Origin of the sequence: Draconibacterium halophilum, assembly GCF_010448835.1 — a bacterium.
Taxonomy (GTDB): Bacteria; Bacteroidota; Bacteroidia; order Bacteroidales; family Prolixibacteraceae; genus Draconibacterium; species Draconibacterium halophilum.
The window spans coordinates 1,386,363-1,403,161 of record NZ_CP048409.1 but is presented as its reverse complement, the minus strand read 5'-3'; the positions used below and the strand labels follow the sequence as shown (position 1 = coordinate 1,403,161).

9 protein-coding genes are annotated in these 16,799 nt (G+C 40.6%); 2 read left to right on the top strand and 7 right to left on the bottom strand.

The window, feature by feature from the left end; translation table 11 throughout:
- Window positions 1-5: 5 nt before the first annotated feature.
- From G0Q07_RS05700 to gcvT, 6 genes are all read right to left on the bottom strand, one after another.
- Window positions 6-1,505 carry a tagaturonate reductase gene (locus G0Q07_RS05700; protein ID WP_163345177.1) on the bottom strand — a complete coding sequence of 500 codons (1,500 nt, stop codon included), beginning with the start codon at window positions 1,503-1,505 and terminating at the stop codon, window positions 6-8.
- A gap of 305 nt (window positions 1,506-1,810) precedes the next feature.
- The gene (locus G0Q07_RS05695) at window positions 1,811-4,786 is read right to left on the bottom strand and encodes a PEP/pyruvate-binding domain-containing protein (RefSeq protein WP_163345176.1); all 2,976 of its coding nucleotides are present in this window, start codon (window positions 4,784-4,786) and stop codon (window positions 1,811-1,813) included.
- Between the two features lie 220 nt (window positions 4,787-5,006).
- Window positions 5,007-6,257: a DUF1015 domain-containing protein gene (locus G0Q07_RS05690; protein ID WP_163345175.1), complete on the bottom strand. Its 1,251-nt coding sequence runs from the start codon at window positions 6,255-6,257 to the stop codon at window positions 5,007-5,009.
- A 193-nt stretch (window positions 6,258-6,450) separates the two neighbouring features.
- The gene (locus G0Q07_RS05685; protein WP_163345174.1) at window positions 6,451-7,371 is read right to left on the bottom strand and encodes an NAD(P)-dependent oxidoreductase; all 921 of its coding nucleotides are present in this window, start codon (window positions 7,369-7,371) and stop codon (window positions 6,451-6,453) included.
- A gap of 95 nt (window positions 7,372-7,466) precedes the next feature.
- A complete protein-coding gene (gene serC, locus G0Q07_RS05680) occupies window positions 7,467-8,534 on the bottom strand; it encodes a 3-phosphoserine/phosphohydroxythreonine transaminase (RefSeq protein ID WP_163345173.1) in 1,068 nt (355 codons plus the stop codon).
- 473 nt (window positions 8,535-9,007) lie between these two features.
- Window positions 9,008-10,093 (bottom strand): glycine cleavage system aminomethyltransferase GcvT, encoded by a 1,086-nt coding sequence (gcvT, locus tag G0Q07_RS05675; protein ID WP_163345172.1) that lies wholly within the window; start codon window positions 10,091-10,093, stop codon window positions 9,008-9,010.
- Between the two features lie 172 nt (window positions 10,094-10,265).
- Between gcvT and G0Q07_RS05670 the strand changes: the two genes are divergently transcribed.
- Window positions 10,266-10,610 (top strand): Hpt domain-containing protein, encoded by a 345-nt coding sequence (locus G0Q07_RS05670; protein ID WP_163345171.1) that lies wholly within the window; start codon window positions 10,266-10,268, stop codon window positions 10,608-10,610.
- A gap of 53 nt (window positions 10,611-10,663) precedes the next feature.
- Here the strand turns inward: G0Q07_RS05670 and clpB are convergent, their stop codons facing one another.
- Window positions 10,664-13,252, bottom strand: coding sequence for an ATP-dependent chaperone ClpB (gene clpB, locus G0Q07_RS05665; RefSeq protein WP_163345170.1), 2,589 nt, complete (start codon window positions 13,250-13,252; stop codon window positions 10,664-10,666).
- Window positions 13,253-14,082: 830 nt separating this feature from the next.
- Between clpB and ppdK the strand changes: the two genes are divergently transcribed.
- The gene (gene ppdK / locus G0Q07_RS05660; RefSeq protein ID WP_163345169.1) at window positions 14,083-16,785 is read left to right on the top strand and encodes a pyruvate, phosphate dikinase; all 2,703 of its coding nucleotides are present in this window, start codon (window positions 14,083-14,085) and stop codon (window positions 16,783-16,785) included.
- The last annotated feature ends 14 nt before the right edge of the window (window positions 16,786-16,799 follow it).

Sequence of the window (16,799 nt, the reverse complement as noted above, 5' to 3'; positions counted from 1 at the left end):
ATTGTCTAATTGCTCATTTTATCGATGGTAATCTGCATCAGCGGATTGTCTTCGCTTAGTACCGCTTTCACCGCTTTTTTCATACCCACCTGCGTAATCAGGAACAGGTAGTGACTAACGGTAATCGTCAGGTTTGGAATATCATTCAGGTTTTGTTTCCAAACTTTATCAAGGCTCAATACTTTTTCGCACAAATTGTAAATCGAAATTGGTCGGCCATCGCATTCTGCCCAGGCTTCTTTGTAGAAATCAACGATCCACTCATCGTCCTGAACGTTGTAGGCTTCGCCATTGGCCTCGCCTTTAAAATACGCGATCATTGCCGCCAGCGAGAACACCAGCTTTTGTGGCAACATGCCGTGTTTTTGTTCGAAGTTGATCAGCGATGGCAGGTTACGTGTTTCCCATTTCGACATGGCGTTTAAGGCAATACTTTGCCATTGGTGACGAATAAAAGGATTGGCAAAACGCTCCAGAATTTTGTTGGCAAATTTCTTCAGTTCCTTTTCTGTTCCATCCAGAACCGTTAATACCTCATCGTAAACCAGTTCTTTCATAAAACTACCCACCTCGAGGTTTTCGTAGGCATCGCGAACGGTTTCAATTCCGCTCAGGTACGACACGGCGTAACTTCCGGTGTGGCAACCATTCAGCACCTGTACTTTTTGCTCGCGGAAACGTTTCATGTCTTTTACAAACTTCACTTCCAAACCGGCTTTTTCAGCAGGAAACTCATCCTGCACCCACTCCGGCGCTTCAATCACCCACAGGTGGAAATATTCGCCAACCACAACCAGGTTATCTTCGTAACCCAGTTCCTCCTGAATTTCTTTGATCTCATCCTTTGGGAATCCCGGAACTATACGGTCAACCAGCGTGCTGCAGAAACAACAGGCCTCGTTCACCCAGCTGATAAAATCGTTGCCAAGGTTCCATTTTTCGGCATGTTGCAATACGAATTTCTTAAGGATATCTCCGTTTCTGTCGATCAGCTCGCAGGCGAAAAAGATCAAACCTTTTGATTTGTCGCCACCAAATTCTTTGTAGCGCATGTATAACAATGCGGCCACTTTTGCCGGAAACGACGTTTGAGGAGTCATATCCAGCGTGTCGTTTTCTTCCCAGCTAATACCGGCTTCGGTAGTATTCGAAAACACAAAACGAAGATCGGGATTCAGTATACTTTCTTTGTACGATTCGAACTCGGTGTATGGATTAATGCCTTTATTGATACAGTCGATCAGCGAAAATTCGGTTACCGGCGTCCCGTTTTTAATCCCCTTCAGGTAAACGTGGAAAAGCCCGTCCTGATCGTTCAGCATGTCAACCATACCGTTTGGCAGTGGCTGAACCACATCAACACCGGCGTTAAAACCGATCTCTTTGTTCATTTTATCAACGATCCAGTCGGTAAAAGCACGTAAAAAATTTCCTTCTCCAAACTGAAGTATGCGTGTTGGATAACTGCTGGTTTCAGTTGCATTCGTACGATTTAATTTCTTCATCCTATTAAAATCTATGACCTATTTTTTCAGGTATAATTAGTACTTGATTTTTTCTATTGAGGGGGCAAATATAAGTTTTAAATATTTTCCGTTAACGTTAACGGGGATGATTCTTTTAGCTCGATTTCATGTAAAAAACACAAAAACAAATCCATACAGGTCACTATATCAAGCAATTAATCCACTTATTCTTATTGAATAAAAATATTAGATCTATTAATTGGGGTTAAAATAATGTTAACTGACTTGCAACCTCTTATATATTAATACAAACTAACCTTGTGATTTTTGTGTACTCTCCGACATCAACAATGTATTAAAGCTCGCCTGTCTCGCCCATTCATTAAAATAGTAAGTGGTTTATCAAACTTCACATGTTTTATAAATTCGGTTTCGCGAAGTACCTGTTGGTTTTTCAAAGCATCCATTCTTAGCTTGGTTTTTCGCGAATGGTGTGGCACCGAAAAATAGCCTACATTCATTGATGTTACGTTGTGGAAAAAATGTGATCCCAGTGAAGCATCGAGAGGAAAATCGGGCAAGCCCATTTCAACAATTATCCTGGCTTTTGAAATATGTGCCCAAAGCACCGGAATACCGGTATACGGATCGCGTGACCCCCAGCGCCCCGGGCCAATGAGAATATATGGGCGATCTTGTTTTTCGAACCACTCATTCAGTTTGCTGATCTCTTGTGCCATTTGTTTGGTTTTCATCTTATCAAATTTATCAGGATCGACATAAACCACATCGCGAATTTCTTCAATTTTGCCATTGCCCATTCCCTGCTCGGCATACATAAAAACTTTATCGTCTTCCACCATTTCAATATCAACTTCCACCTGCTCTTCCGTGCGAATCAATGGTTTTATCTGCAACAAATAAAGCGTAGGCTTGCCGTTTTCGGCTGGTTCAAGGTCGATGGCATATTCAATTTCAACCGGCGATCCCATGGCTTCTTTAAACAGTTTCAGCAACAACTGCAACACGTCGGCCAGTGGCAAGTGACTGTATTTTAAGATATTGGCAAAATCCACAACCTTTGGCCCCGGTCCTTGAATTCCCGGTATCAAATCGTCATTTTCAATAATGTATGTGGATGCCGAATGCTCAAGCGTTCCATCTTTTTCGGCTTCTTTTATCCGGTATTTTTTAATTGCTGCATCTTCGCCGTCTTTCACTAAATCAAAATCAGGATTTGAAAGATCGATGGCATAAAACTGTTTCTGCGTATCGCGCAACTGATCTTTTAACGAAGAAGCATTAAGGTTTGGATATTTCGGACAGAAGCGGAATGAATTCTCTCCTCCAACTACGTACATTCCAAGCCCCACGGCGGCTACTGAAAAACCATCTTCGGGCTCCATGTAGGCAATTGGATAATAATTGTAGGATTGCGCTACTCCCGAAAGTGTTGGATAATATTTATCGTTGTACTCGTGTCCAATTACTTCCTGAATGACCACCGCCATTTTTTCCTCTTCAATTTTATAATTTACAGCATCGAAGTATGCCTGTGCCGACTCGGTAAAAATACTGGAGTAAACCAACTTGATGGCTGTTTCTAACTGTTGATATCGCACCTTCAAATCGGTATGATTATTAGGAATGAGATAGGTTGCATAAACACCCGAGAAGGGTTGCAGCAACGAGTCTTCAAACAAACCCGACGAGCGCACCGCCAAAGGTCTTTTTATCTTTTTTAGGTACTCCATCAGCCTTTTCCTAATCTTATCATCAAACTCCGATTCAAGGAAATGTTTTCGAATGGCGCTATAATCGTTAAACGAGTAAATATCATCGTAAAGGTTATTGGTCTCGATAAACTTATCAAACTCCAGTGCGCCAATAACCGATGTTGACGGAATCCGAATATTCATTTCTGTGATAAATTTTGCGAGGTCGATGTTCTCAATAAAATTGCAGATAAATGCAATTCCTCTTCCCTTCCCTCCAAGTGAGCCTTTTGCCATGCGCACAATAAAACGGCTGGACGAAACAAACTCGGAATCGAAATTAACGATGGTTCCACGCAAACGCTCAAAGCGTACTTTTTTGAAACTATCGAGACAAAACTTCCGCAGTTCTTCGGGCGAATTAAAATCGGAAAGCTGTATAGGCATCAAAAGCTCAGCAAGATTTATTTCGCCACGTGCCATTAACCAGGTTGAAAAGGAGTTACGACTACCGTGATACTGCAGCGACTCTTCGGGGATTTCACGAAACTTTTCCTGAAAATCCTCCATATTTTTAGCCTCGGCTATAGGCAGTCCATCGAGACCTTTAAAAATGAAATCGCCAAATCCCAGCCGTCGATACAGGAAATTAAAAATGTCCATCGAGAGGCTTTCGGAGTTTTTATTGATAAAATCGGCACCAACACTTTTGGCTCGTTTAGCGTTTGAAATGTCGTGCGATTGCAACAACAAAGGAATCGGAAATTTGCGCGTATTCTTTGTAAACTGAAGCAACTCAATTCCTGCATCTTCATCCTCTACTCCGTTTTTTTCAAATTTCACATCAGAAATAACACAAAGCATGTAGCGGCGATAACTGTTTATAAATTTTACTGCCTCCTCGTAATTATCCACCAAAATTACTTTTGGCCGGGCTCGCATTCGTAAGATTTTATGCAGTTCATCTATCGCGTCTTCTTCTACCAAAACCTGTGTTTGGGTCATTACCGTTGTATAAAGCATTGGTAAATACCGCGAATAATATTGAATGCTGTCTTCAACAAGCAAAATAACCCGCACGCTACCATTCTGTGTATCGCGGGCCACATTGCTTTTATCCTCGATATACTTTATCATAGCCATGAAAACGTTTGAGTTTCCGTTCCAAACAAAAATGCGATCAATAAAATCAAGTTTCCGACGCTCGTTTTGGAAGAAACGCAAATCGGCATTATTATTTACCAACAACAACATTGAAATACTCGGACGTTGATTACGAATAGCTCGTGCTGTTTCTACCGGTGTATGTTTGTCCATTCCTGCCATCACAATAATCAGATCGAAATCGCGATGTTTCAGGATCAGCTCTGCCTCTTCCTTATTATGCACACTGGTAAAACGTGGTGCTGCATATAGGTTTAGTTGAAGGTATTCTCCAAAAATCTTGTCGCTAAACTGTCCTTCGCGAACGATGGAATAGGAATCGTAAAGCGTAGCCACCAGCAGCACTTCTTTTACTTTGGTAGGCATTAATTCCTGGAAAATATCGCGGTCGTTTTTCCGCTTTTTGTAAATGGTAGATAGAGATATGTTGTCGATGTCCATTGCTGATCTTGTTTAGCTTTTGAAGTTAGGTATTTTTTGGATTTTGAAGAATTAAGGACATAAAAAATCCCGATCTATCAGATGACGGATCGGGATTTTATGAAAAGTCGTCACCACGCTATCTCAAAAATATTTTAGCGGGGTGACGACTACTTTATGCGTATATCGTAATCAGCTCACTGTTTAATGCAACACATAGTGAGCAGATGACCTAAAAAGTTTAATCTAATTTATGAATTACCAACCCCGAACGCAATTTTGGTTCGAACCAAGTGGTTTTGGGTGGCATAATATTTCCGCTGTCGGCAATGTTTATCAATTGTTGCATAGAAACAGGATACAGCGCAAAAGCGGCTTTCATTTCGCCCGAATCAACACGGCGCTTTAGTTCTTCCAGACCTCGGATACCGCCTATAAAATCGATACGTTTTGAAGTACGTAAATCTTTAATATCCAAAATTGGATCGAGCACCTGGTTAGAAAGAATCGTTACATCCAAAATTCCAATCGGGTCGTTGTCATCGTAGGTTCCCTCTTTGGCAGTTAATTTATACCAGCTTCCGGCCATATACAAACCAAATTCGTGCAATGCCGCTGGTTTAAAAATATCGGCTCCCATATTTTCCACATCAAAACCGTTGGAAAGTTCAGCAAGAAAATCAATTTCCGATAAGCCATTCAAATCTTTTACTACGCGGTTGTAATCAATAATCTGCAATTGGTTATCGGGAAAATGAACCGCCATAAAGTAATTGTACTCCTCATTCCCGGTATGATTCGAATTCTGAGAAGTTTTTTCAGCACCAATGCGTGCAGCTGCAGCAGTTCGATGATGACCATCGGCCACATAGGTAAACGGCACTTTTTCTTCGAAAAGTTGTTCCAGTTTAGTGTTGGTGGCAGCATCGTCGATGGCCCAGAAATGGTGCCCAAATCCGTCTTCAGCAGTAAAATCGTAATCGGCAGCTTTGCTTTTTACAATGTTCTCCACTATCATATCGATCTCGGCCACAGCTTTGTATGCAAAAAATACCGGCTCGATATTGGCGTTCAAATAACGCGTTAAAACCATGCGGTCTTCTTCTTTCTCCGGGCGGGTAAGTTCGTGCTTTTTAATAATGCCATTTTCATAATCGGCACAGGCAGCTGCTCCAACAATTCCATATTGGGTAACACCATTCATGGTTTGTGCATATATATAATATTTGGCATCCGCGTCATCTTTCAGCCAGCCTTTTTCCTGGAATGCTTTAAAATTCTCAACTGCTTTGTTGTAAACCGTTTCAGAGTGAATATCATCCACTTCCGGGCATTCAATTTCGGCTTTTGTGATACGAAGCAAGGATTTCTCTTTTCCTTCTGCCATTGCAGCGGCTTCTTCCGAATTCATAACGTCGTATGGAAGACATGCCAGTTCTTCAACAATTTCTTTTTGCGGACGAAGTCCTTTGAATGGTTTTATAATTGCCATTATTTTGATTTTAAATTTATAGACAACCAGATTTTAGATTGCCAAAAATATAAATCCGGTCTCTATTTAATACATTATTTTAAGAAATAATTCTTTGTGCAACTTTGAGTTAACGTAGCGTTCTGCTCAATAAGTTTTAACCACTAAGTTGCACAAAGAATGCACTAAGATTCTGGAAGTGCCACAAAACAAGCTATTTATTCACCTGATGTGTAGTGTCGTCATTCTCAAAAAAATCGACGATTTGCCGGGCAGCTGCCAAGCCTGCATTTAAATTGGCCTCAGCCGTTTGTGCTCCGGCTTTTTTAGGTGTGAAGAAAAATCTTCCGGGGAATTTTTCTTCAAATTCAGCTTCACAATCCGGCGTAAGGTCCGACATGTATTTTATGCCCGGTTTTTCTTCCATACATTTTACCAGGTCGGGCTCGTTAATGACTTCTTTTCTGCCAGTGTTCACTAAAATACTGCCATCTTGTAAATGCGAAAGCACTTCGGCGCTTACCGATTTTATGTGCTCGCCACGTGCCGGAACATGAATAGAAACGATATCGCTTTTTTCGTAAAGATCTTCCAGTGATTTTGTAACCTTCAATCCTATTGCAGCGGCATCACCTTTACTGTAACGGGTGTATACAATTACATTCATTCCCATGGCCCGTGCAATGCGAAAAACGTTTCGGGCAACGTACCCAAAACCATGAAGTCCGAGAGTACGTCCACGCATTTCGCCACCGGGCTTACCTGAAAATTGCTCGCGCAATCCCATTATTGCCAAGCCAATGGCTAATTCGGCTACTGCATTTGAATTTTGCCCGGGCGTATTCATTACAACAATGTTACTGGCTGATGCGGTTTCAATATCAACATTGTCGTAACCGGCACCTGCGCGCACAACAATCTTCAATTTCTTACCTGCTTTAAGCACTTCCTCATCAAACTTATCGCTACGGATAATTGCTGCATCAACATTGGCAATGGCTTGAAGAAGTTCTTGTTTGTCATTGTACTTTTCAAGCAATTGAAGCTCGTAACCTGCTTTCTCAAAAATTTTTCTGATTTTTTTTACAGCAACCGGGGCAAACGGTTTAACTGTGGCTATTAAGATTTTTCTCATTACTCATAAAATTTAGGTTCACCTCCGGAACTTGAAAACCGTAGGTGAAAAAAATGCAGGACGTTTGCCCTGCATTTCATCTGTTTATTGTTTGTTTACTTCATTTTTTCAAACTCCTGCATGGCATCTACCAAAGCCTGAATACTTTCAACAGGCATTGCATTGTAAATTGAAGCCCTGAATCCGCCAACTGAGCGGTGTCCTTTTATTCCCAACATTCCTTTCGCTGTTGCAAATTCCAAAAACTCCTTCTCAAATTCAGCGAACTCCGGCGTCATTACAAAAGTAACATTCATTAATGAGCGATCTTCTTCGGCCAGCACCGTGCACTGGAACAATTTATTGCGATCGATTTCATCATAAAGAACTTTCGCTTTTTCAATGTTCGTTTGTTCCATGGCTTCTACTCCACCGTTTTCTTTCAACCAAATTAAGGTTTGCAAACAGGCAAATACCGGAAGTGTTGAAGGCGTATTGAACATTGAGCCCGCTTTAATATGTGTAGAATAATCCAACATCGTTGGAATTGGACGATCAACCTTACCTAACGCATCATCTTTTACAATTACCAGTGTAGCACCTGATGGTCCAAGGTTTTTCTGTGCACCAGCATAAATCAAATCATATTTTGATACATCTATCGGGCGGCTGAAAATATCGGATGACATATCTGCAACTAATGGCACATCAACATCCGGTGTTGGAATTTGTGTGCCGTAAATAGTATTATTTGATGTATAATGGAAATAACTTGCATCGGATGGCACTTCGTATCCTTTTGGGATATAATTATAAATAGTGTCAGCCGATGATGCTACTTCTACAATTTCGCCAAAAAATTTAGCTTCTTTTATGGCCTTTTTCGACCATGCACCTGTATTTAAATATGCTGACTTTTTATCCATTAAGTTGTATGGAGCCATTAAAAACTGAGTGCTGGCACCACCTTGCAAGAAAAGAACCGAATAACCCTCCGGTACTTTTAGTAATTTTTTTACCAAAGCAACTGCCTCATCCATAACAGCAACAAATTCTTTGCTACGGTGCGAAACTTCCATTACAGAAAGTCCGGTTCCGGCAAAGTTCATAGCGGCCTCAGCAGTTTTTTCCTTTGTAAATTCGGGCAGAATTGAAGGTCCTGCGTAAAAATTGTGCTTCTTCATATAATACAACAATTAAGGTGAGTAATTAAATTTTTAATCTTTTAAACACCACCATAAAGTTCTTAAATAGTGATTGTTTATCCGATGAGAAAAATCAAGTTTATTTTTATTTTTATGAGTTTTAAAACATTGATTAACAACACAAAAACAGGTGACAGATATCATTTCCCCTCTCTCTTTGTTGTTAACATTGTCGGTATCAATCTGTTATTTCATACGATTAAAATAGTTAATTAATATTGCATCGTATGCAACTCGTACATTAATCATTTCCCTGTGTGTAAAGACTATACATGCTCGTTTCATACAAAAATATCTTATTCCGAGCAACAATACCATGTTTTACAGAATAAATGATTTTTTCGGCGTAATATTTAAAAAGAATTTAAATAGAACCGGCCAAAACTTGAGGGATAAAAAAAGCCGCCTGTAATAAACAGACGGCGAAGTTTAGTTTTAATATGTTTTATTGGTTAGATAAAAGGCATTTTAACTATTTCTGCAGGAATTACTTTATTTCGGATCTTCACAAAAATTTCGGTTCCAAAAGCGGAGTATTCTTTGGCAACGTATCCCATTCCAATTCCTTTATTTAAAACCGGAGACATGGTTCCTGATGTTACGCTACCAATTGTTTCACCTACTGAGTTTACCAATTCGTAACCTTTACGCGGAATTCCTCTTCCAGTAAGTTCAAAACCGCGCAACCTGCGTGATATTCCTTCGGTTTTTTGCATGGTTAAAAATTCGCGATCGATAAATTTACGCCCGTTATTGAATTTTGTAATCCATCCCAAACCGGCTTCCAATGGCGATGTTGTATCGTCAATATCGTTTCCGTAAAGGCAATAACCCATTTCTAAACGCAGTGTATCGCGGGCTGCCAAACCAATTGGTTTGATGCCTGCTTCTGCACCGGCCTCAAAAATGGCATTCCAGATCGTTTCTGCTACATCATTTCTGAAATACAACTCGAAACCACCTGCTCCGGTGTATCCTGTTGCTGAAATAATCACATCATCAACACCGGCAAATTTATCGGTTACGAAGGTGTAAAATTTTATTTCTGAAAGATTTACATCGGTTAATTTTTGAAGCACCTCAGTTGCTTTAGGCCCCTGAATGGCCAACTGGCTAATATGGTCGGAAGCATTTTCCAGCTCTGCTCCAACTTCTTCATTTTGAAGAACAATCCAGTTCCAGTCTTTTTCAATGTTGGCGGCATTAACTACCAACATATATTTTTCAGGTTCGTAATAATAAACCAAGAGGTCGTCAACAATACCTCCTTTTCCGTTTGGCAAACAACTATACTGGGCCTGCCCTTGTGTAAGAATTCGCGGATCGTTTGATGTAATTTTGGCTACCAAATCCAAAGCTTTCGGTCCTTTCACCCAGAATTCGCCCATGTGCGATACATCAAAAACGCCTACGCCCTCGCGCACTGTCATGTGTTCATCTCTAATGCCACTGTACTCAATAGGCATTTCGTATCCGGCAAACTCAACCAATTTGCCGCCCTTTTTTTTGTGTATCGAATTAAATGCAGTTGTTTTCATATTTATTTTTCAATTGTTAACGGATATAGTTCATAAACCGTCTGCCATTATAAGATAATGTTGAGCAAATCTATGTATTCAAAAACAGCACAAATATGAATTTTATCAGCAACAGCACAAAAAGCTTTCTGAATTATTTTGCTAAATTGCTGACCACAATCAAAAACAAAAAATGAGCAATACTTTTCAACACATCAATACGTCTCAGCTTGAAACACTTGCAGGTGGCGACAACGAGTTTATAAAGGATATGGCAGAAATTTTTCTGGAACAGATTGATGAATTTGTGACGAACATGAGTTCATTCCTTAAAGCAGAGGACTGGGAAAAGCTGGCACGCGAAGCACATACCGCAAAATCGTCGGCAATGACATTTGGAATGGACAACACCGGAACCTTACTGAAGAACATTCAATTGGAGTGCGAAGCCAATAATCTGAACGATGTTCCGAAAATGGTTGAAGATGCCATTAATCAATTACAGGCTGCAATTCCCGAGTTGAAGGAATTACTTTAAAAAGAAAACGACTCCCTTACGAGAGCCGTCCTGCAGAATTCTTTTAATACAGCTTAATTTCTAAAAACCAAGGATTCATTTTCAAAATCGATTACAATCGGCTTTGTCTTATCAACATTGCCGGAAAGTATCCGTTTCGACAATTCATTCAATACAAACTTTTGGAGCACACGTTTTACCGGTCGTGCACCAAAATGCGGATCGTATCCAATACCCGATAACCAATCGTTTGCTTTTTCGCTTAACTCAATTTTCAGATCGCTTGCCGATAAACGTTTTACGATTTGCTCAAACTGTACGCGAACTATTTCCTTAATGGCTGCTTTCGATAGCGGAGTGAATACGATAGTTTCATCAATACGGTTCAGGAACTCAGGTCGTATTGTTTTCCGTAACATTTCCAATAACTGGCTCCGCGTTTTCTCCAACACCTGAAATTCATTGGAGTCATTCATCGTTTCGTAATTCTCCTGAATGATGTGCGATCCCAGGTTCGAAGTCATTATAATAATTGTATTCTTGAAGTTTACTGTACGACCTTTGTTATCGGTTAAACGGCCATCGTCCAGTACCTGCAGCAATACATTATAAACATCGGGGTGTGCTTTTTCAATTTCGTCGAAAAGGACTACAGAATAAGGTTTGTGGCGCACAGCTTCTGTCAACTGGCCTCCTTCATCGTAACCAACATATCCCGGAGGCGAACCGATTAAACGGGTTACCGAGAACTTCTCCTGGTACTCCGACATGTCGATCCGTGTTATCATATTTTCGTCGTTAAACAAGTATTCAGCCAAAGCTTTTGCCAGCTCAGTTTTTCCAACTCCGGTTGTTCCCAAAAAAATGAACGACCCGATTGGCCTTTTTTCGTCTTGTAAACCTGCACGGCTACGGCGCACTGCATCCGAAATGGCAACTATCGCCTCATCCTGACCAATTACCCGATTGTGCAATTCGTCTTCCATGTGAAGTAACTTTTCGCGTTCACTTTGTAACATTTTCGAAACCGGAATACCAGTCCAGCGAGCCACAACCTCAGCAATATCCTCTGTATCAACTTCTTCTTTAATCAGAGTTTCTCCTTTTTTCATTTCCTCCAATTCAGCCTGATACTTTTCAATCTCAGCTTCTACTTCTTTTACTTTCCCGTAGCGCAATTCTGCAACACGGCCATAATCACCTTGTCGCTCGGCTTGCTCCGCTTCAAACTTGTAGGTTTCAATTTCTTCTTTGTTTTTCTGAATCTTTTCGATCACCGATTTCTCCGATTGCCATTTAGCTCGTAAGCGCGATTGGTCTTCTTTTAAATTTGAAATCTCCTCATTTAATGAATTCAGCTTTTTTGTATCATTTTCGCGTTTAATCGCCTCGCGTTCAATCTCCAGCTGTTTTACCCGTCGTTGAATTTCATCCAGTTCTTCCGGAACAGAATCAATTTCCAAACGTAGTTTCGCCGCGGCTTCATCCATTAAGTCAATAGCTTTATCGGGCAAAAAACGATCAGATATATAACGTTGGGATAATTCAACCGACGCAATAATTGCATCGTCTTTTATTTGCACTTTATGGTGACTCTCATACTTTTCTTTAATACCACGCAAAATAGAAATGGCATTCAAGGTATCCGGTTCATTTACATGGACAATCTGAAAACGACGTTCAAGCGCTTTATCTTTCTCAAAATATTTCTGGTACTCGGCCAAGGTGGTTGCACCAACGGCACGCAGTTCGCCCCGGGCAAGTGCCGGTTTTAAAATGTTGGCCGCGTCCATTGCTCCTTCACTTTTCCCGGCTCCCACCAGGGTATGTATCTCATCAATAAACAAAATCACCTCATTATTAGACTGTATAACCTCGTTTACAACAGCTTTCAAACGTTCTTCAAATTCGCCTTTGTATTTTGCCCCGGCAACCAAAGCTCCCATATCAAGCGAAAATACCTGTTTTGATTTCAGATTTTCAGGTACGTCGCCACGCACAATACGGTGCGCCAATCCTTCGGCAATTGCCGTTTTTCCGGTACCCGGCTCACCAAGTAAAATAGGGTTGTTTTTTGTGCGGCGCGAAAGTATCTGTAAAATCCGCCGGATCTCATCATCGCGACCAATTACAGGATCCAGTTTCCCAGATCGGGCACGCTCGTTAAGGTTTACGGCAAAACGATTTAACGAGTTAAACTTGTCTTCTGCTGTTTGGCTGTCAACTTTCGATCCTTTTCGTAATTCTTCAATGGCCAGTTTCAATTCTTTCTTTGAAATACCATTGTCTTTCATTAAACGGCTGGTATTGTCTTTTACATCGAGCAAAGCCATTAAAATGTGCTCCACCGAAACATATTGGTCGCCCATTTCCTGTGCCAATGCGAGTGCTTTTTGCAAAGCCTGATTCGCACCAGAAGAAAGATATTGTTCTCCACCGGAAACTTTTGGATAGGATTGAATTATCTGATCGAGAGCCTGTTTAAAAATGGTGGCGTTTACATCTAGTTTTTTAAGTAAAAACTCGGTAACGTTCTCGGCAGAATGAAGTAATCCCCGAAGAAGATGCCCGGTTTCAATTGCTTGCTGGTTGTTTCCCTGTGCAATTTGAAAAGCTTGTTGAATAGCTTCCTGCGATTTTATAGTAAAATTATTAAAGTTCATGGCTTTATGTTTTTAAATGCATCTCGGCTACACCAACTTGCAGACCACAACCCTTTGACAGACAGAATGTCACGACAACTCAGAAAAATATAGAAACAATTTCAGGAAAGTAGAATTTTGTATGAAAAAATGGCAGTTGCAGACATAAAAAAACAGAGATGAACCACCACCTCTGTTTTCTAACCTAACCAAATCTATTTCTATGAAAAAACACTTAAACTATTCAAATTCTATGCTACAAAAATACGGCAGATTTTTGTTAATGCGTATCAACGGAAGTTAAAGAATGTTATAACTTCCGGATGGTGTATTTATCAGCATTATCATTACAGGAAAGACGAATGTATGATCCTGATAAAACAGGACATAAAAAAACAGAGATGTTTAATATCATCTCTGTTTCCTAACCTAACCAAATCTATTCTCTATGAAAAAACACTTAAACTATTCAAATTCTATATTACAAAAATAAGGCAGATTTTAGTTAACTCGTATCAACGGAAGTTAAAGAATGTTAACAGTTGTTGCTCAGGAACTAAACCTGCTGCTTGTTATGTTTCAAGCCAGCATTTTTATAAATTCGGAAGAACGAAGGTGATAACAAACCAAATAAACATTAGCAATAGAAACAGACCCTATTTAAACAAAATGCTACTAAAGCACAAGAGACATATACAAATAGGTCTCTACCTAAATACATTATGATACATGCCTCAAAAACAGGCTTTAAAGCAGTTTAAAAACTTTCTAAATTGGAAAAATAACGTTACTTTAGCGATCCATTTCAATAATGATTTTAATTCTAATATTATAACTAAAATTACAATTTTATGACAAAACATGTATATACTTTCGGAGCCGGACAGGCTGAAGGTAAAGCAAACATGAAAAACCTTCTTGGAGGAAAAGGTGCAAACCTTGCAGAAATGAACCTTATTGGTGTTCCTGTACCTCCCGGATTTACGATTACAACAGAAGTTTGTACCATGTACAACGAACAAGGTCAGCAAGCTACATTCGACCTCATAAAGCCAGAAGTTGAAGCGGCAGTTGCGTTGGTTGAGCAACTTACCGAAACAGAATTTGGAAGCAAAGAAAATCCATGTTTAATGTCGGTACGCTCAGGTGCCAGGGCTTCTATGCCGGGAATGATGGATACCGTTTTAAATTTGGGAATGAATGATGATGCCGTTGAGGGTATCACTAAAAAATCAGGCAACTCTCGTTTTGCCTGGGATTCATACCGTAGATTTGTACAAATGTATGGCGATGTTGTTATGGACATGAAGCCAGCCAGCAAAGAAGAAATCGATCCTTTTGAAGAAATTATTGAAGAACTAAAAGAGGAAAAAGGCATTCAGTTGGATACTGAATTCTCGACTGACGATTTAAAAGAATTGGTTGCACGTTTTAAAGCAGCAGTTAAAAAAGTTACTGGAAAAGATTTCCCAACTGATCCGTGGGAGCAGCTTTGGGGTGCAGTTGCTGCAGTTTTTGGAAGCTGGAATAACGACCGTGCAATTTATTACCGCAGAATGGAACAAATTCCTGACGAATGGGGAACCGCGGTGAACTGTCAGGCAATGGTCTTCGGAAACATGGGATCCAACTCAGGTACTGGAGTTGCATTTACACGCGACGCCGGAACAGGTGAAGACATTTTTAACGGTGAATATTTAATTGATGCACAGGGCGAAGATGTTGTTGCCGGAATTCGTACTCCACAGGAAATTACACTTGAAGGCTCTAAAAGATGGGCAAAACTTCAAGGCATTAGCGAAGAAGAAAGAGCTTCAAAATATCCGTCACTGGAAGAAGCAATGCCCGAAATGTACCGTCAACTAAATGATACACAGCAAAAGCTGGAAGACCACTACAGTGATATGCAAGATCTTGAATTTACTATTCAGGAAGGGAAATTGTGGTTGTTACAAACCCGTAACGGCAAACGTACCGGGGCGGCAATGGTAAAAATGGCTGTTGACATGTTGGAAGAAGGCCGTATTGACGAAAAAACGGCTTTAAAAAGAATTGAAGCGGCTAAACTGGATGAATTGCTTCACCCGGTATTTGATACTGCTGCCATGAAATCGGCAACTGTTTTGGCAAAAGGATTACCAGCATCTCCGGGTGCGGCAACAGGACAGATTGTATTCTTCGCCGACGAAGCTGCAAGTTATCCGGAATCGGTATTAGTTCGTACCGAGACTTCGCCTGAAGATTTGGAAGGAATGAACATTGCCAAAGGGATATTAACGGCTCGTGGAGGAATGACCTCTCATGCAGCTGTTGTTGCCCGCGGAATGGGTAAATGCTGTGTATCGGGTGCAGGAGCTGTAAAAATAAACTACAAAACCCGTGTAATGACCATTGATGGAAAAGAATACCACGAAGGTGATTGGATTTCGTTAAACGGAAGTACCGGTGAAGTTTATGAAGGAAAAGTTTCAACTATGGATCCTGAAATGAGCGGAAACTTTGCAAAAATAATGGATCTTGCTCAAAAATTTACACGCATGTCCGTTCGCACCAATGCAGACTCTCCTGCCGATGCACAAGTTGCCCGCGACTTTGGTGCACAAGGAATTGGTCTTTGCCGGACAGAACACATGTTCTTTGAAGGAGAAAGAATTAAGGCAATGCGCGAAATGATATTGGCAAAAACAGAAGTTGATCGTCGTAAAGCTTTGGATAAACTATTGCCTTACCAACGTGAAGATTTTGAAGGGATTTTGGAAGCAATGGCCGGATACGGAGTAACTATTCGTTTACTTGATCCACCATTACACGAGTTTGTTCCTCATGAAGAAGCCAACCAAAAAGATATGGCCAAAGAAATGGGCATTAGCGTTGAAGATGTAAAAGCACTTGTTGATGATCTTCACGAATTCAATCCAATGCTAGGTCACCGTGGATGTCGTTTGGGAAATACTTATCCTGAGATTACAGAGATGCAGGCACGCGCCATTATTGAAGCTGCTGTTAATCTGACGCAAAAAGGTGTTGATGCCCGCCCTGAGATTATGGTTCCGCTAATTGGTACTGTTAAAGAATTTAAACTACAGGCTGACATTATACATGCTACTGCTAAGAAGGTATTCGAAGAAAAAGGTGCTAAATGCGATTATATGGTGGGAACGATGATTGAAATTCCTCGTGCTGCAATGACCGCTGATTTGGTTGCCGAACATGCTGAATTCTTCTCATTCGGAACAAACGACCTTACGCAAATGACTTTTGGTTATTCGCGCGACGATGCCGGTAAATTCTTACCAATCTACATCGAAAAAGGCATTTTGAAAAACGATCCTTTCCAGGTACTCGACCAGGAAGGTGTTGGACAAGTGGTTAAAATTGGTGTTGAGAAAGGCCGAAGCACAAAACCAGATCTTAAAGTTGGTATTTGTGGTGAGCATGGTGGCGAACCTTCATCAGTAATGTTCTGCGACAGCGTTGGAATGGACTACGTAAGTTGTTCTCCATATCGTGTACCGATTGCACGTGTAGCTGCTGCTCAGGCTAACTTGAAATAAAAATTATTGATAAG